This window comes from Alicyclobacillus sp. CIJ1, assembly GCF_057538885.1.
Genome location: NZ_BAAJPH010000147.1, coordinates 74,899 through 92,469 on the forward strand (window position 1 = coordinate 74,899; position 17,571 = coordinate 92,469).

16 protein-coding genes are annotated in these 17,571 nt (G+C 62.0%); 5 read left to right on the top strand and 11 right to left on the bottom strand.

Translation table 11 applies throughout. From position 1 onward, the window contains the following. Positions 1-60: 60 nt before the first annotated feature. The 3 genes from AC27E8_RS15125 to AC27E8_RS15135 are packed head-to-tail and all read right to left on the bottom strand — an operon-like array spanning position 61 to position 4,395. Complete coding sequence (locus AC27E8_RS15125; protein ID WP_487100124.1) at positions 61-3,723, bottom strand: chemotaxis protein CheB; 3,663 nt, start codon at positions 3,721-3,723, stop codon at positions 61-63. A 4-nt stretch (positions 3,724-3,727) separates the two neighbouring features. After that, positions 3,728-4,093 (bottom strand): globin family protein, encoded by a 366-nt coding sequence (locus tag AC27E8_RS15130; protein ID WP_487100126.1) that lies wholly within the window; start codon positions 4,091-4,093, stop codon positions 3,728-3,730. Then, a complete protein-coding gene (locus tag AC27E8_RS15135) occupies positions 4,090-4,395 on the bottom strand; it encodes an antibiotic biosynthesis monooxygenase family protein (protein WP_487100127.1) in 306 nt (101 codons plus the stop codon). The genes AC27E8_RS15130 and AC27E8_RS15135 overlap by 4 nt, the downstream gene beginning before the upstream one ends. 253 nt (positions 4,396-4,648) lie before the next feature. On the opposite strand from AC27E8_RS15135, the gene AC27E8_RS15140 reads away from it, so the two are divergent. The 4 genes from AC27E8_RS15140 to AC27E8_RS15155 all read left to right on the top strand — a co-directional run bounded on the left by AC27E8_RS15140 (position 4,649) and on the right by AC27E8_RS15155 (position 8,146). After that, a complete protein-coding gene (locus AC27E8_RS15140; RefSeq protein ID WP_283203624.1) occupies positions 4,649-5,110 on the top strand; it encodes a DUF420 domain-containing protein in 462 nt (153 codons plus the stop codon). 162 nt (positions 5,111-5,272) lie between these two features. Then, positions 5,273-6,040 (top strand): glucose 1-dehydrogenase, encoded by a 768-nt coding sequence (locus AC27E8_RS15145; RefSeq protein ID WP_487100129.1) that lies wholly within the window; start codon positions 5,273-5,275, stop codon positions 6,038-6,040. A 16-nt stretch (positions 6,041-6,056) separates the two neighbouring features. Continuing rightward, positions 6,057-7,208, top strand: a complete 1,152-nt coding sequence (locus tag AC27E8_RS15150) for an iron-containing alcohol dehydrogenase family protein (protein WP_487100130.1) — start codon at positions 6,057-6,059, stop codon at positions 7,206-7,208. Positions 7,209-7,237: 29 nt separating this feature from the next. Beyond that, positions 7,238-8,146, top strand: coding sequence for an aldo/keto reductase (locus AC27E8_RS15155; RefSeq protein WP_487100131.1), 909 nt, complete (start codon positions 7,238-7,240; stop codon positions 8,144-8,146). 27 nt (positions 8,147-8,173) lie between these two features. Here the strand turns inward: AC27E8_RS15155 and AC27E8_RS15160 are convergent, their stop codons facing one another. Together AC27E8_RS15160 and AC27E8_RS15165 are read right to left on the bottom strand one after the other, a co-directional pair. Further along, the gene (locus AC27E8_RS15160; RefSeq protein ID WP_487100133.1) at positions 8,174-9,070 is read right to left on the bottom strand and encodes a TolB-like translocation protein; all 897 of its coding nucleotides are present in this window, start codon (positions 9,068-9,070) and stop codon (positions 8,174-8,176) included. Further along, complete coding sequence (locus AC27E8_RS15165) at positions 9,063-10,121, bottom strand: phosphodiester glycosidase family protein (RefSeq protein ID WP_487100135.1); 1,059 nt, start codon at positions 10,119-10,121, stop codon at positions 9,063-9,065. Before AC27E8_RS15165 ends, AC27E8_RS15160 begins: the two co-directional genes overlap by 8 nt. Before the next feature lie 206 nt (positions 10,122-10,327). Here AC27E8_RS15165 and AC27E8_RS15170 point away from each other — a divergent pair, with 206 nt between their 5' ends. Beyond that, positions 10,328-10,963, top strand: a complete 636-nt coding sequence (locus AC27E8_RS15170; RefSeq protein WP_487100136.1) for an O-methyltransferase — start codon at positions 10,328-10,330, stop codon at positions 10,961-10,963. Between the two features lie 8 nt (positions 10,964-10,971). Here the strand turns inward: AC27E8_RS15170 and AC27E8_RS15175 are convergent, their stop codons facing one another. The 6 genes from AC27E8_RS15175 to AC27E8_RS15200 form a co-directional block, all read right to left on the bottom strand. Continuing rightward, positions 10,972-12,342, bottom strand: a complete 1,371-nt coding sequence (locus tag AC27E8_RS15175; protein WP_487100138.1) for a D-alanyl-D-alanine carboxypeptidase family protein — start codon at positions 12,340-12,342, stop codon at positions 10,972-10,974. A gap of 175 nt (positions 12,343-12,517) precedes the next feature. After that, entirely contained in the window at positions 12,518-13,525 is a 1,008-nt protein-coding gene (locus AC27E8_RS15180) for a COX15/CtaA family protein (protein WP_487100139.1), read from the bottom strand. 31 nt (positions 13,526-13,556) lie between these two features. Then, on the bottom strand, positions 13,557-13,877 hold the full coding sequence (qoxD, locus tag AC27E8_RS15185; RefSeq protein WP_008338599.1) for a cytochrome aa3 quinol oxidase subunit IV: 321 nt from the start codon (positions 13,875-13,877) through the stop codon (positions 13,557-13,559). A gap of 1 nt (position 13,878) precedes the next feature. After that, a complete protein-coding gene (locus AC27E8_RS15190) occupies positions 13,879-14,514 on the bottom strand; it encodes a cytochrome (ubi)quinol oxidase subunit III (protein WP_487100141.1) in 636 nt (211 codons plus the stop codon). Positions 14,515-14,517: 3 nt separating this feature from the next. Continuing rightward, positions 14,518-16,482 carry a cytochrome aa3 quinol oxidase subunit I gene (qoxB, locus tag AC27E8_RS15195; RefSeq protein WP_487100142.1) on the bottom strand — a complete coding sequence of 655 codons (1,965 nt, stop codon included), beginning with the start codon at positions 16,480-16,482 and terminating at the stop codon, positions 14,518-14,520. A 45-nt stretch (positions 16,483-16,527) separates the two neighbouring features. Further along, positions 16,528-17,367: a cytochrome c oxidase subunit II gene (locus AC27E8_RS15200; protein WP_487100143.1), complete on the bottom strand. Its 840-nt coding sequence runs from the start codon at positions 17,365-17,367 to the stop codon at positions 16,528-16,530. Between the last annotated feature and the right edge of the window lie 204 nt (positions 17,368-17,571).

Consider the following 17,571-nt stretch of genomic DNA (forward strand, 5'->3'; position numbering starts at 1 on the left):
GGGGTTGCGCTTCGCGCGCAACCCCCGCGGTTGGAGATGAGATGGCCACCTCCCCAGTGCTCAGGACGTCGCCGCACCCGCCTCCGGTTGCGCTGGCTTCGGTTCTCCTTTGCGGTAGTGCGCGTAGGGATCAAACTGAAGCGGCAGGCGGACGGTGACCGTCGTTCCCTCGCCCTCCTTGCTCTCGAACCGAATGGTGCCCCCGTGCTGTTCGACAATTCTGAAGCTCACCATGAGCCCCAGCCCCGTTCCCTTGTCCTTGGTGGTATAGAAGGGCTCTCCGAGCTTCGCGAGCTTCTCCTCCGGGATCCCGACCCCTTCATCGCGCACGCGGATCACGACATCATCCCCCTGGCGCTCCACGGTGATGCGAATGGTGCCGCCTTTTGGCATCGCCTCGATGGCATTTTTCAGCAGGTTGATGAACACCTGCTTGATCTGATTCTCCACGCACAAGACCTCGATGGGCTCCTCCGGCATCCACAGCTCGATATCCACGTGCGTCAACAGCGCCTGCGCCTCGAGCAGCATGACGACGTCGCGCAGCACATCGGCGATTTTGCACCGCTCGAACTGGACAGCCTGCCGCTTCGAAAGCACGAGCAGCTCATTGACGATGGTCTCGATGCGATCCAGTTCACCGCGCATGATCTCCAGATACGACTCGCTGTGCGAACCGCTCAGGATGAGCTTCGTGAACCCCTTCAGCGCCGTCAGCGGGTTTCGGATCTCGTGCGCGATGCCCGCCGCCAACTCGCCGACGGCCGAAAGCATTTCCGATTTGCGCAACAGTTCCTCCGTATAGCGAAACTCCGTGACATCTTCGGCGACCTTGAGGTAATGAATGATCTTCCCCTCGTCGTCGAGGATGGGGACCAGCGAAAGCTGTTCCCAATACACGGACCCGTCCTTGCGGCGGCTCGGAAGCTCGCCTGTCCATCGCTCGCCCGCCTGCAACTTCTCCCAGACGGCGGCGAAATCCAGCTGCTTGGCCTGCCAATCGTTGAGGTCCCTCAGATGCTTCCCCACAGCCTCTTCGGGCGTAAACCCCGTGCACTCGCAAAATTTTGGATTCACGTACTCAATGTTTCCGTCGACGTCGGTGATGACCACAATCGAAGGGCTCTGCTCGACCGCGTACGACAGCTTCCGCAGCTCCTCGTTCATCTTCTTCATCTTGGTGACATCGACAAAGGTAAAGACGACGCCCTTGATGGCGTGGTCCGAGATCCTGTAGGGCAAGACCCGCACGGCATACCACGCGCCCGATCTCGACGGCACCTCGCGCTCCACCGGTTCCCCTGTCTCAAGCACCCGCTTGGCATCCTCAATCATCTCGTCGTACTGCAGGTGATGAGAGATATGTTCGATTGGGCGGCCGACGTCGATGTCGAGCAGGTGGAACTCCTTCGTCAAAGCCGGCGTGTACCGCTTCACCTTCAGCTCGCGATCCAAAAACAGCGTGCCGATCTCCGTGCTCGACAGAAAATTGTCGAGATCGTTCGTCAGCTCGGTCAGCTGCTGGATGTTCAACTGGTACTCCGCGTTGATGGTCAAAAGCTCCTCGTTCACCGAATGAAGCTCTTCGTTCGTCGACTGGAGTTCTTCGTTCGCCGCGACAATTTCCTCGTTGGTGGCTTGAAGCTCCTCATTCGACGTCTCGAGCTCCTCGACCGTCACCTGCAGTTTTTCCTGATACATCTGCAGTTCCCGCTCGAGTTCGATCACGTGCTGGCTGACGCTCGACACCATGTCGTCGACGGCATACACCTCGGCCTCGCGAGAATCTGGCTCGTGAAACAAGACGAGGCTGTAGCCGCGGAAGCGATCGGACTTCTGCGACAGCGGGCGGATGACGAGCTTCACGGGCGGCACCGCGGGATCGTCGCTCCACTTCAGGCGGTCGTACACCACTTCGCGGCTGCCCTTTTTCAGCTTGCTCACCCCGGTCGCGATGGCGACCGAGATGGACGATGGAAACATCTTGTGGACGTTGTTGCTCGGGCGCCCGCTGGCGAGCGACAGATAGCGGTTGACATCGCCATGGAGCGATACGACGTCGTTCTTTTCGTCGAGCACCACGCACGGCGGCATGTGTTCTTCCACGAACACGCGGTACAGCTCGTCGGCGTGCGGTTCCTCCGCCTTCGCCGTCGGCCAAGGCTCCGTATACGCGCGGCGTTCGCTCACGTGCATCGCGGGCAGACTCGCCGCCTTGACCGGCACCGTCACCGGCGGGACCACAGGCCGGCGCGCGGAGCGAGCGGCATCGTGATGCTGGTAGATGTTCCACTTGGCGTTGACCGGCACAAAGGTGTTGGACATGCGGCCGATGCTCTCGCTGGGGCCCAGGAACAAAAACCCCTTCGGATGCAGCGCAAAATGGAACAAGCTCAGGACCCGCTCCTGGATCTCGCGCTTCAAGTAGATAATCATATTTCGACACGAGATGAGATCCGTGTTGATGAACGGCGGATCCTTCGTGATGTTGTGCGGCGCGAAGATGACCATCTTGCGGATCTCGGGCTTGACGCGGTATCCGCTCTCGCAAGGGACGAAAAACTTTCGCAGCCGCTCGTGGCTGACCTGTTTCTCGATCTCACGCGCATAGACGCCGTTGGAGGCGAAGGCGATGGCGTCGCGATCGAGATCCGTTGCGAAAATCTTGACGTTGTAAATTTGGCCCGTCGACTCCATGAACTCCTGCAGCAAAATCGCGTGCGAGTACGCCTCCTCGCCCGTCGAGCAGCCCGCCACCCAAAAGCGAATCTCGCGCTCGAGCTGGCGGTTGGCGAAAATCTGCGGCAACACCTCTTGGAAGATGAATTGAAACGCCTGTGGATCCCGAAAGAAGCTCGTCACGCCAATAAGGAGATCCTTGTGCAGCGCCTCGACGGCTTTCGGATTTTGTCGCAGGGCTGCGAGATACTGTTGCACATCCGCGATGTTCTCGATGCCCATCCGCCGGCGCAAGCGGCGGATCACGCCGTCGCGCTTGTAGACCGAATAGTCAATCCCGGTTGCGGCCCTCAGGATAGCCAGAAGCTCGATGTAGTGCTCGTCGTCGACGAGCGCGTCGTCCTCCTCGCCTTCGGCGTCTTGCGGCGTGACGGGCGGGCGCGCCACGGGCTCCGCGCCCGCCGCAATCCGCTCCAGCTCTTGGGCGATGCCGTCCGGAGGCAGCACGGCATCGACCGCGCCCGTGGCCACGGCGCTCTTCGGCATGCCGTCAAATTTGGCAGTGTCGTCTTGAACGAACACGCGCCCACCCTGTTGCTTCACGCGCACGATCCCGCGGGAACCATCGCGGCCCGTCCCTGAAAGGATCACAGCCACTGCCTTGTGCGAAGCGTAGTCGGCGATGGACTGTAGGCACCCATCGATGGGAAGATGGAGTTCGCCCTTGACCGAGAGGTGATCTTGCACCACAAGCCGCCCATCTTCGACAAACACATTCTTGCGGGGCGGATTGAGATACACCGTATTGGGTTCGAGCGGCATCCCATCCTCGGCTTGCTTCACGCGCATCGACGTGTGCGCTCCGAGAAGCTCCACCATGAAACTCCGGTAGTTTGGAGACAGGTGTTGGATGACGACGAAGGCCATCCCGGTGTTCGGCGACAAGTGATCGAACAGGGTGGTGAGCGCCTCCAACCCTCCCGCCGAGGCGCCGATCCCCACGACGTGAAAGGGCGCCTTGGTCCTCTCCGTGCTCTGCGCCATGCGTCTACTCACCTCGCCTCCTGAGGGTGTCCATGGCCACCCGAAGGCTCTCCTCATACATGCGCCGCTCCTCGTCGCCAAGTTCGGGCACGCCGGGAAGCGTCGCGGCCAGACGTTCCAGGTTGTCCAAGAGGTGCGCCGTTTGCATGCCATGTGCCCTCAAAATGCCATCCAGCCATCGCACGTAATCGACGAAGAATTGCGAATCGCGAAGCTCAAAGCACGTGCGAAGGTGGCGAATGTGATGGAGGTTGTCCTCCAGACACTTTTCCTTCCCGCGCTGACCGTATCGCTCGTACAGATCCGGGTGATCTCGGTACATGGCTTCGACGACAGAAGCCGCCCAATCGGCCATCACGGCCTCTCTCACGTGGCGACCACCTCGTACTTGCGCACGAGCGGTTTCACGGCGGGAAAGCCCGCGGCAATGAGCTCGCGCTCGCGCGCGTGCACCCTCCGGAAATGCTCGCTTCGCGCCCAGTTCAAGTAGTCGGCTTTGGACATCCATGTCAATTGAACCGTCAGTTCGTTGCGGCGGTGTTCATTCCTCAAAAGCGCAAAGGAAACAAAACCCGGCCACTGGTCGACGAGCCGAGATCGATCTCGATAGAGCGCGATGACGTCCTCCATCCACTCGTCCGGCACGACAATCGTGGAATGCACGACATACATCTGACAAACCGTCCTTTGAGTTGATGAAGTTCCTGAAATCATTATGAGGGATCCCCCGCGGCTTGTCACGTGGCAGTAGCGCGGGCCGGGCCAGGCGGGCAGAGATTCCCCATCGCAGAACGGCGCCACGGGCGAGGACAGTTCTGAACGAAGTCTGACACCTAGGCGCCCCTGGCAAGCCATCGGCGGCGCTTCGAGATGCAGGTCCACGCGCCACGTGCTACAATACGCGCAGAATTGAGAGGTGAGGCGCGTGTTGGCCATCGTCTTTTCCTACATCAACGAGGCCTGCATTTTGCTCAGCGTCGCGTGTTTTATTGTGGGATGGGTCCACATCCGGCATCACCGCGTCCGCGTGCACCGGCGCTGGATGCTCCGAGGCGTGGTGTTTGCGGCGCTCTTCTTCATCATTTACGCGCTCAAGACGGTGCTCTTAGGCGATAACGAGTTCGGCGGGCCCAAATCCGTGCGCCCGTTCTACTACGGATTTCTCCAGGTGCACTCCGTGCTCGCGACGGTGGCGGCCATCCTCGGGATCATCACGCTCGTATACGCGTCGCGCGCGCGCTTTTCGCGTCACCGAAAGATTGCCCCTTGGACGCTTGTCACCTGGTTCGTGACCGCAGCTACCGGCCTCGTGGTGTTCATCCTCCTCTACATCGTCTACACCCCGGGTCAAGCGGCGGGCCTCTTGTATTCGTATCTCGGGCGCTGAGACGCGCGTCCTCCGCCTGCCTCCCCCCATCCTCCTGGCGGTTCGCCGCAGGAGGATGTTTTTGTGTTCCGGGCGCAAAGTCCGCATTCCCCATGTCTTGGAACGCGCCTCATTCTGCGTTATCGTGAAAGAGAAACCGAGCTCGCAAAGAAGGTGAACGTTGTGGACACGCGTGTGGCCATTGTGACAGGGGGCGGCCAGGGCATCGGCCGCGCCATCGCGAAAGCCTTCTGGGAGGACGGGTGGCAGGTCGTCATCGCGGAGGTGGACGAGGAGGCGGGCCGCGAGGCGGAAGCGGAACTGGCCCAAAGCGAAGGCCGGGTGCAGGCCCGATTTGTGCACACCGACGTAGCGGATGAATCGTCGGTGCAGTCGCTCATGCGCGAGGTCGAAACCGCGTTTTCCCGGCTCGATCTCGTCGTCAACAACGCGGGCCTCGGCTTCCCGGGTGTTCCCGTGGAGGAACTCCCGGCCGAAGTGTGGGATCGCATCCTCGCGGTCAACCTGCGCGGGCCGTTTCTCATGGCCAAGCACGCCGCGCCGCTCCTTCGCAAAACGCGCGGAAGCATCGTCAACATCGCCTCCACTCGCGCGCTCATGTCGGAGCCCCACACGGAGCCTTACTCCGCTTCCAAGGGCGGCGTGCTCGCGCTCACACATGCCCTGGCCGTGAGCCTGGGCCCGGAGGTGCGCGTCAACGCCATCTCTCCAGGATGGATCGAGGTATCCGAGTGGAAGAAGTCCTCGCTTCGCACGGTGCCCGATCTGCGGCCCATCGATCACGTTCAGCACCCGGTGGGACGCGTCGGTCGCCCCGAGGACATCGCGGAAGTGTGCCGGTTCCTCGCATCGGACGGCGCCTCGTTCATCACCGGGCAAAACTTCGTGGTGGACGGCGGCATGACCATCAAAATGATCTATGCGGAATGACGAAGGGACGAGCCTGATGTTTTCCTACTCCATTCAGACGCACATCGAGTTCGGCGATGGCGCCGTCGAGCAGCTCCCCGAGCACCTCGTGGCCCGAGGGTTTGGGCGCCGCCTGCTCCTCGTGACGGATCCCGGGCTGGTGCGGGCCGGCGTGGCGGATCGCATCGCGGGCCTTCTCGCTCGCGCCGGATTTGTGCCCCGGGTGTTCGCCGAGGTTCGCCCCAACCCGGACGAAGCCGTCTGCTTCGCTGGCCGAGACGCTTTCTTCGAACACCGCGCCGACGGCGTCGTGGCTGTGGGCGGCGGCAGCAGCCTAGACGCGGGTAAGGCCATTGCGCTGCTGGCGCGCCAGGGCGGCACGCCGAGCGACTATGCGCTCAACCGCCGTCCGTACGGCCCGCCGGCGCCCGTCTGCGCCGTGCCCACCACGGCCGGGACGGGATCGGAGGTGACGAGATCGGCCGTCATCACGGAACAGGGCACGCACCGAAAGCTCACCCTGAAGCACGAATCGCTGCGCCCGCCCCTCGCCGTGTTGGATCCGGCCCTCACCGCGAGCCTCCCGCCCGACGTGACGGCTCACACCGGCGTCGACGCGCTCGTGCACGCCATTGAAGGGTCCACGTGCAAGGGCGCGCACCCCATCGCGCGAGCCTACGCCCACGAGGCGCTCGGCCTCATCTACCGCGCCCTCCCAAGCGCCGTCAAGCACGGCGATCCGGCTTCGCGGCGCGACATGCTGCTCGGCAGCCTACTCGCGGGTCTCGCGTTCGGATCGACAGATGTGGCCTCCGTGCACTGCCTGGCCGAGGCCCTGGGCAGTCTGTACGACACGCCGCACGGTCTGGCGAACGCGGTGATGCTTTTACCGACGCTTCGTTACAACCTGCCCTGCGCGGTGGAACCGTACGCCTGGGTCGCGCGGGCCATGGGCCTGGCGCGCGAGGAGGACAGCGCCGAGCGCGCGGCGGAAGCGCTCCTCGCGGGACTTCGCACTTGGCTCGAGAGCCTCGAGATTCCAAAACTGCGAGATCTGCCGGGCGTGAACCCGTCGGACTTCGATCGCCTGGCGGAACTCGCGTACGAGAACACCTCGACGCCGAGCAATCCGCGCCCGATGGCGGTGAGCGACTACCGCGCGGTACTCGAGATGGCCTATGCAGACTGACGCCATGAGCTTCCGAGGAGGGATGAGACATGCGCACCGCCGTACTTGGACGGAGCGGTATCCAAATCAGCGAAGTGGGCCTCGGCTGCATGACCCTGCCAGCCGATCGGGCCGAGGCCGTGCGCATCATCCGCGAGGCCGTCGATCTCGGCATCACCTTTTTCGACACCGCGGATCTGTACGGGCAGGGGATGAACGAGGAGGTGGTCGGCGAGGCGCTTGCGCCCGTGCGCCAGCGCGTCGTCATCGCCACCAAGGTCGGCAACCGGTTCGAGCCCGGCAAGCCCGGGTGGACCTGGGATCCGTCGCCCGCCTACATTGAGCGGGCGATTGAGGCCAGCCTGCGGCGCTTGCGCACGGACTACATCGACCTGTACCAGTTGCACGGCGGCACGATGGACGATCCGTTCGACGAGATCGTCGCGCTGATGGAGCGGTTCGTCGAGAAGGGCCTCATTCGCGCCTACGGCATCTCGTCGATTCGGCCGAACGTCATTCGCCGCTATCTGAACGGCTCCAACATCGCGACCATCATGATGCAGTACAGCCTGTTGGATCGGAGACCGGAGGAGTGGTTTCCAGAGATCGAAGCGAAGGGCGTGGGCGTCATTGCGCGAGGGCCCGTGGCGAGCGGGTGGCTCACCGGCAAGAAGGCGCCGAAACCGGATGACCAGTATCTCGGCTACGGGGCGGCCGATCTCGCCCGCGCGCCGCAAATCTTGCGGGAGGTCGCGCCGGATCGAACACCGGCCCAGACGGCCATCCAGTTCTCCCTGGCGCCTAACGCCGTCTGCTGCGCCATCCCCGGCGCATCGCGGATGGAGCAAGTGCGCGAGAACGCGGAGGCCGGCACACTTCCGCCGCTCACGGACGCGCAGATGGCGCGCCTGCGCGACGCGTACCCAGCCAAAGTGTACACCGACCACCGTCCCACCTGACGCTTCGCTCGGCGCCTCAGGCGGGCGTCAGGTGGGCGCATTCACCTGCACAGCGCCGCTGTCGGTGACCTCGATGTTCGCTGCCAAGGTCGGCGCCGCCAGCGTCTTGACGAGCGTGGAGGCGCCCGTGGCGGCATTGTACCGGTAGACGGCCGTGACCAGGCCCTGGCTGTTGATGTCGCCGTAGTACAGCGTGTTCCCCACCACCGCGACGAGCGCCGCGTCGCGCTTGATGAGGCGAATCGTGCCCTGATCGTCAAGCGACAGGACGTTGAAGCTTCCGTCCGCGTAATCCTCGAAGTATAGCTTGCTCCCGGTCTGCGTGATGGCGATGTTTTTAATATACCGCCCGCCCGTCGGCACGAGCGAGACGTTGCTCATCGTGCCGATATGGTAGAGCGAGCTCGACGTGCCGCCGTTGATGAGAATGTAGATGTCGTTCGTGTACGTGCTGAACGTGATCTTCGTGAACGAGGCGTCCGCCGGCAGCCCTTCGAAGCGCGTGACGATGGTCTGCACGCCGCTCGGCACATCGACTGTCTTCAGCTCGAGGTCGCCCGGCTGAACCTCTTCGCCGACGAACAGCCGCTCGTCCTCGATCCACTCGACGTACTGGACGGTGTAAGGGTTATTCGCCGCGCACAGTTCCTGTTTGCTTGCGAGATCCATGACGTGCAGCACGTTTTTCGAGTCCAGATACGCCACGTACTGGCCGTCCGCCGACACGGTGACGAAGCGATACTGTTTTTTGAGCGCCGCAATCTCCTTCTGTTCCGCCTGCTCCTGCGCCGGCGACACGGTGATGTTGTCCACCGCATTGACGCTCGATCCGAGCAGGCGATTGTAGTGGTAGAAGAGGGGCAACTGCAGCGCCGTGATCACGGCTGCGATGCCCACAAGTTTCGGCCACACGCGGTTAGCCACGCTTGCCACCGCCTTCCGGCATCACCACGATGGACGTGGCCACCGCGCGGGCGCCAAGGATATCGACGGGACGGTTCCACATGCGCCCCTTGTAGACAAACGTGGCGGACGATCCGCCGTCGAGATTGGCCGCGATATCCGCGTGGAACTGCAGCATGATGCGCGCGACATCCGCAAAGCTCGCGCCCACGTCGTTCGGCCCCGTGGCATACCGCCCGTCCGTCACGAGCAGGATGACGGTGCCGTCCTTCGTCTGCCCAATGGCCGTGCGGGGATTCACCGCGTAGTTCTCGGCGGACACGGTCGGTTTGCCGTTTTCCACGAGCACCGGCCCAAACCCGACGCACTGCCATACGTCGAGCGAGCGCAACTGGTTGAGCGAGTACGTCCCCGCAATCATCTGGCCCTCCTTGGTGAAGGCAATCACCGGCTGCGGCTGATTGGGCGATCCCGTCATGGAGACGAGCTTCCCGTCCGTGATGGTGATCCCCTGCGGATACGCGCCGGTACCCTGCCAGTTGGTGTCGACAAAGCCGCCGGCGTTGATCCCCGCGATGGCGCCAGAATCCTGCACCATCTGCATGACGGTCTCGCCGCGCACGTGCAAGTATTTGGTCGCCACCACGCGGATGCGCTTCGGGTCTTTGACCAAGAGGATGAAGGCGTTGAACGTCGGCTCGTGCAGCGTGATCATCTGCACGGTCGGATCGTTGATATGACTGAAGTCGCGCCGCTGGATGTCCTGGATGGGGATGGTCGGCCCGCTCAGGTTGTCCGGCAGCGCGTACTTTTTGATGGTGGCCTCTGAAACCAAGAAAAGCGACATGGGCCGCAGCAAGTACGCATGGCGGGTCTGATCCACGCTCTCGATGATGTACTTCTTCAAATTCGTAAACGGCCCCTCGAAGATCCACAGCACTGTGGACACGTAACCAAACACCAGGGTAAACGCCACGTACAGGAGCGCGCGCAGGCCCCGGCGCGGCTTTCGCGGACCTGGGCTCTTGGGCTGCTTCTCCCGACGTGTGCGCGTTGGTCGACGCTCGTCCATTCTGCGTTTTCACCCATTTCGGCCTGGAAAGGCCTGTGATTGGGCAGCGGCCTCGGCCGCGCCCACCGCGCAATCAACAACATTCTAATCCGAAAGCGCATCCGCACCAACTGATAGACGAGCGAGGGACGGTGCGCGTTCGCACAGGCGTGACAGCGGCATCCAAAGCGGATACACTCGCATCGTATGCGAAGGAGGGAGTCACCTTGTCCGAACCTCGCCATCGCGAGCGGTACATCGAAGCCATCCTGCCGCCCGATCCCGTCCGAGACGCCATTCGGCACGCACTCTTGCAGCGCGGGTGGCCGGACATGTGCGTCTCGCCGGCGCTCGGCCGGTTCCTCACGCAACTCGCCATGGGCGCGGGCGCCGCGCTCGAAATTGGCACATACGCCGGCTACAGCGCCATCTGCATCGCGCGCGGCCTCCGCCCCGGCGCGCGGCTCATCACGCTGGAGTCTCGCGCCGAGCACGCCGATCTCGCCCGGCACCACATCGACGCCGCGGGACTGGGCGATCGCGTCGACATTGCCCTGGGGGACGCCGCGGAGACGCTGGCCCGCCTGCGCGCGGAAGGGCATCGATTCGACCTCGCCTTTGTCGACGCCGATAAGCCAAACTACCCGCGATATCTCGACCTCGTGCTCCATCTTTTGTCTCCCGGCGGCCTCATCGTCTTTGACAACGCGTTTGGTCGAGATCGGGTGTTCGATCCGTCGGCCCAAAGCCCCACGCCGGTCGCGCTCAGGGAACTCCATCGCCGATTGTTCGAAGATCCGCGCCTCGTGAGCACCCTCTTGCCCGTGTTTGACGGCGTGGCCATCGCGCGCGTCCTCGCGTGACGAGCCTCCTACCTGCGGCCCCGCCGCGCGCTCTGCCAGGATTCCTGCCACGGCTGGACGCGCACGACGCGAGCGCGCGAGGACAAGCGCGACCGTCTGCGCCGACGCCACCCAGACACAAGGGCCGCCATCAGCACCACTGCCGCGCCGGTGCGCGCAGCAAGCTTGACCCATGGAATGGGCTTGGGTACGGGCTGGTATGGCTCCGCGAGCACCAGCGGCACCGCGCCGAGCTTTTCGCCCGTCGAGACATCGACGAGATCGAGTTCCCCCGCCACCGTTCCCTTCGGCGCTGCATGGAGCGGCGCCTGCTCGTGCAACACGTTCTCCACATCGAGAGGGCGGCCGATGGGCACCGTCGCGAGGACCGGTTCTGGCGTGATGACGGGATCCTTCCCATCGCGCGCCGAGACAAAGCCCGCTCGGTATCCGGCGGGTAGAATGCGCTGCGTCTGATAGTGCGCAAACGCGAAATTGAGCAAGTCCGTGGCATCCTGGCGGATTTGCGCGTCGGTGGGACAGTCCATCAGCACTGCGAGAAATGTCGTACCGCCTCGCTTGGCGGCCACGACAAGGGTTTCATGCGCCACGCTCGTAAATCCCGTTTTGACACCAATGGCGCCCGGATACGTGAACAGCATGCGATTCAAGTTGGTGAGCGTCGCCTGCCACGCGGTTCCCTTCCACGGGTAGGATCGCGTATCGACAATCGTGCGAAACTCTGGGATCTGCATCGCCGCGCGGGCGATTAACGCCATGTCGTACGCGGTGGTGACGTGGCGAGGGTCCGGCAGCCCACTGGGGTTCACGAAATGCGTATGGGTGGCGCCTAGAGCCCGCGCTTCCGCGTTCATCATGTCCGCGAAGTGGGCCACGCTGCCGCCGTATCGCTCGGCGATCTCGACCGCGGCATCGTTGGCGGAATCGATCAGCAGGCCGTACAGCAAATCTTTCAGTGTCGCCTTCTCGCCGGCGCGCATGTACAGCTTGTCCGGGGGTTGGCGGACCGCATCGGTGGAGGCCGTCAACACATCGGTCAGGTGCCCGAGCCGCAGGGCGAGGAGCGCTGTCATGATCTTCGTGATGCTGGCGGGGTAGTGAAGTGCTGTGGGGTGCTTGGCGTAGACTACAACGCCCGTGTCCATGTCCATCACCACAGCCGCCTGCGACACAATGGAAGGCCATGCGGAGGCGTCTTCTCCGACGACGTAGGGAACGGGACCGGGCTGAACGTTCAACACGTCTTCGCGAGGAATGAGCGACTCGGTCGAAACCGGAGGCGGCGTCGAGCGTTCCGCCCGCACCGCGGGACTGTACACGGCCAACGACGCGGCCGCAGCAAGCGCGGCGCATCCGAGGCGGATAAGACGAAATGTCATGCGACCGAGCCACCTCCAGACCTTTTCCTATCCACTCACCGCGCGTCACGCGCGCTCTAATCCCCTAGTTTAGAGGTTGGATTGCACGTTTGGCTAGTGCCGCATTTGACCAACAACAAGTCAAAAAGAGCCTGCCGGCGCCAAGCGGCGACCAGCAGGCTCTCGAAAACGCAACTCAATGCGCCGTTCGCTCCCGTCCCACATCCACCGCGTTTCGGCTCGCGGCCGGAACAAACGGAGGGACGGACTGAAACGCCACATAAAGGAGCGACACAAACAGACCGGACACAATGGACACGTGCAACATGAACGCCTGGATGCTCACGTGCGAAGCAATCAAATATACGCCAGAGAACGCCTGAAGCACGACAAACACCAGGGCAAACACCGCGCCGCGGAACAAGTCCGGGCGCTCGGCCTTCAACCGGTTCGTCCACGCCACAAGCGTCAACATCCAGAGCACCAAAAACAGCGCGAAGGAACGATGGACCCAATCGAGGAGCAGCGCGTGATGGAAATTGTAAATCCCCGACTCGGTCGGAAACGGAAGCCCCCGAAATGCATCGCCCGCGCCGCTCGACGAGATGTACGCCCCGATGTACATATCGAGGTAGAGAATCGGAACGCCAAGCCACGCAAACCAGCGAAAGCCGACGCTCGGGGCCTCGTCGCGCAGCGGAAGCTTGACGCCTGTCGCGAGGTACTCTCCGTACACGCGCTCGGCCCGGCGCACATAGATGGCCAAGAGCACGGTACAGGCAAAGGCCAAGAGCGACACGCCGAAATGCGTCGCGATGACCGAAGCGGGCTCGTTGTAGACCACCGCGAGCCCGCCGAGGACCGCCTCAAGGAGGACGAAGAAGATGCTCAGGGCGACAAACAGTTGAATCTCACGCCATCCCCGATACCTCAACAAGGCGCTCACCGCGGAGACGAGCAGCAGAATTGTGAGGATGGGAACGCCCACGCGGTGCATGAACTCAATGAACATGCTGAGCGACTTCTCGAGGGCCTGAAGGCTCGGTAGAACCTGACCGTTGCACAGGAACCACTCGTGCCCACATCCGAACGCCGAGCCCGTGTACGCGTCCAGGAAGCCGATGCCGTTCACGATGAAGTTCTGCACCGCCGAAAGGATGGCGATGACGAACACAAACACCCCGAAGCCGCGACTCCTGATCATCTTCTCACCCCCCTCGCGGGCCCTCCGACCATCACGCCACGATGGATTTGAAGGTCATAATCCAGATGGATCCTCCGACGACGCAGAACACGATGAACAGCCCAAAGTAGATGGCCGGAACCTGCCAGGCGCGATCGTCGCTCTCCGTGAAGTGCATGAACATGTACAGCTGGACCAAGAGCTGCCCCACACCGAGGATGACGATGATGGTGATGACGAGCGCCGGCGGCTGATGCGTCGCAAGCGCTAGCCAGAACGCAATGGCCGTTAACAACAGGGACAAAAACAGGCCGAGGATGTGCTTCCAGGGGAAGCCCTCCTCGCGGTGGAACTTGTGCTCCTTGGCTTCCACGTCAGATCACCTTCCCGGTGAGGTATACGACCGTAAAGATGAAAATCCAGACGGCGTCGAGGAAGTGCCAGTAAATGCTCCACAAGAACACCTTGCGCGCGGTGACCGGCGTGATGCCGCGGCGCAACAGTTGAAAGATGAGCAATGTCACCCAGAGCAGACCGACGGTCACGTGACTTCCGTGCGTACCCACCAGGATATAGAACGCGGACAGAAATCCGCTTCGCTGAAGGGTGGCCCCAATCCCGACGTCGTGAATGAACTCGGTCACCTCGAAACTGAGGAACACAAGGCCAAGCGCCATCGTCACGAGAATCCAGCCAATGACGGCATTGCGATGACCTCGCCGCATTTCATAGGTGGCGAGACCGCAGGTGAACGACGAGAACAACAGGGCAATCGTTTCAATCGTGAATCCTGTGACGTCAAACAGTTGCTGAGAAGTGGGCCCGCCTGCGACGCGGCCATGCATCACGATGTACGTCGCAAACAGGCTCGAGAACAGGATCATGTCCTGGCCAAGGAAGAGCCAAAAGCCGGTGATGCGCAGGCTGTTTTCTTCCTCGTGATACTCGAGCGGAACGTTGGGGTCCACGGGGTGGTGATCCCCGTGAACCGCCGTGTTCGCATTCGACATGCGTTACAACCTCCCCGCCGCGGCCTCGGTCTTTTCGATCTCCTCGACCGGGATGTAGTGCGAGTCGTCATACTCGAACGAGCGCTGCGCCATGCAGATGAGCACGCCCACGAACCCAACGATGGCCAAGATCCACCACTGGAACACAAACCCCGCGCCCATGATGAAGAACAGGGCGCTCATGATGAACGGACGGCCCGAGTTGTTCGGCATGTGAATCGGCCGGAACGGCACGCCCTTCGGCCCGTTGATGGACTCGCCGTTTTGCTTCATCAGCCACCAAGCGTCGCGGCCCTTGACCGTCGGAATGATGGCGAAGTTATAGTGCGGCGCAGGCGAAGTGGTCGCCCACTCGAGCGTGCGGCCATCCCACGGATCGCCCGTCGTGTCGCGCTCGCCATAGCGCGCGCTCCACAGGATGTTGTAGACGAAGATGATGAACGCCACGCCCATCAGGAAGGCGCCGATGGTCGAGATCAGGTTCACGACACCCCAGCCATAGCCAGCCGGATACGTGTACATCCGCCGCGTCATCCCCATGAAGCCGAGGAAGAACTGCGGGAAGAAGCAGATGTTGAACCCAATCATGAACGTCCAGAAATGCCAACGTCCCAACTTCTCGTTGAGCAACACACCAAACATCTTCGGCCACCAGTAGTACAGGCCCGAGAACACGCCGAACACCGTACCGCCGATGAGCGTGTAGTGGAAGTGGGCAATCAGGAAGTACGAGTTGTGATACTGATAGTCTGCAGGCGGCACGGCCAGCATGACACCCGTCAGGCCGCCGATGAGGAAGTTGGGAATGACACCCAAACTCCACAGCATTGCGGTCTTAAACTCCAGCCGCCCTTTGTGCATGGTGAAAATCCAGTTGAACACCTTGACGCCCGTCGGAATAGCGATGGCCATCGTCGACACGCCGAAGAACGAGTTGACGCCCGGACCGGCGCCCATCGTGAAGAAGTGGTGCACCCAGGTCACGAAGCTCAGGATGGCGATGGCCACCATGGACACCACCATGGCGGAATACCCGAAAATCCGCTTATGCGAGAACGTGCTGATGACCTCAGACATGAGCCCGAAGATGGGCAAGATGACGATGTACACCTCCGGGTGACCCCAGAACCAGAACAGGTTCACGTACTGCATGGGCGCGCCGCCGCCGTCCACGGTAAAGAAGTGCGATCCGAAGTCGCGATCGATGAGCAACAGCGCCAGCGCCACGGCGAGGACCGGGAATGCGAACAGGATGATCACGGACGTCACAAACACGGACCACGTGAACATCGGCATGCGCATGAACGTCATGCCCGGCGCGCGCATCCGCAGGATGGTGACCAGGAAGTTGATACCGGTCGCGATAGTACCGATACCGGTGATGGACAGCGCCACCAGGTAGTAGTTCTCACCGGGGCCCGGATCGAACTGATTTTCGACGTATGGCGGATAGCTGGTCCAGCCGCCGTCCGGCGAACCGCCCACGACGAAGGACAGGTTGAACAACAGGGCCGCGAAGAAGAACAGCCAGAACGAAATGGCGTTTAGGTACGGGAACGCGACGTCGCGGCAACCAATCTGGAGCGGCACCGCCACGTTGAAGAAACCGATGATGGCCGGCATCGCCATGAACAGGATCATGATGGTGCCGTGCGTGGTGAAGATCTGATCATAGTGATCCGCACTCAGGAAGTGCATGTTCGGCCACGCGAGCTGTGCGCGCATCAGGAGGCCGTCGGTACCTCCGCGGAACAGCATCAGGATGGCCGCGATCATGTACATGATGCCGATCTTCTTGTGATCGACCGTCGTCAGCCACTCGTCCCAGAGCCACTTCCACAAGCGGAACTTGGTGAGGACCACCACGATGCCGAGCGACGCACAAATGATCAAGAAGTCGGACAGCCAAATGAGCGGACCTTCGTCGAGCATGAAGAAATGTACGGCCCAATTGACCACTCCGTGCATGCTCGCTTCCCCTTTCATCCCTGAATTCGCGTCTGCGAACGAGCTTTACTCTGGCGTCGTCGACGAGAAGGTCAGCTTGCCGATGAGACCAGGTTGGTTGATCTGCGCCTCGGCTTGCTTCGTCAACTTCGGCGCGGTCTGCTGCACGCTCTTGACCCAGTTCTCAAAGTCCGTCGGCGAGAGCGCATTGACGGTGAACGTCATGTGCGCAAAGCCGCGTCCGGAATACTGCGCGCCGCGCCCGAGATAGCTGCCTGGGTGGTCGGCTTCCAGCCAAAGCTTCAGGTTCATGTTCGGCATCGTGAACTCCATGCCGCCGAGCGCAGGCACCCAGAACGTGTTCATGGGCCCGCTCGATGTGAGCTCAAAGTCCACCGGGACGCCCGCCGGGATATTCACGTAGTTGACCGTCTCGATGTTCTGAGCCGGATACTTGAACACCCACTTCCACTGCTCCGAAATGACGTCGATGGTGATGGACTTGCCCACAATCTTCGCCGTCGCCGCCTCCACCTTCGGCGGATACACCAGCTTGTACGTCACGGCGACCGTCGGAATCGCGAGGGCAATCACGACCAGAATCGGGATGACGGTCCAGAGCGTCTCGAGCTTGGCGTTGCCCTCGATTTCCGGCGGAACGTAATCCGCGTTGTCAGGCCGCGCCCGGTACTTGATGATCACCCAGAAAAACAGGATGAACACGGCCAGGACGACAAGCAGCATCAAGATGAACGAATAGATGATGAGATAATACTCGCTCCGAGCCACTGGCCCCTGCGGGCTCAGAACCGGCCAATACTTCGGGCTGTCGCATCCCGTGAGTGCGAGTACCGTAAAACCAATGAGCGCAATCAGTCCTCCCACTCGACGCCCTTTTGGCTTCATCGTCGCTTTCGTCTCCCTTCTGTCCTATCTGTTGCGAAACTTCCGCGGCGCCCCCCGTTTGCAGACGACGATCGACAACGAAACCATCCGACCGAAAGGATTGTACACATCGCAGTCTGCGGGCCATCGTAGCGCGCTCCATCGCCAAGTTGATGATACCACTTGGCCCGACATATTTCGCAGAACGACGCGCTTGACAATATG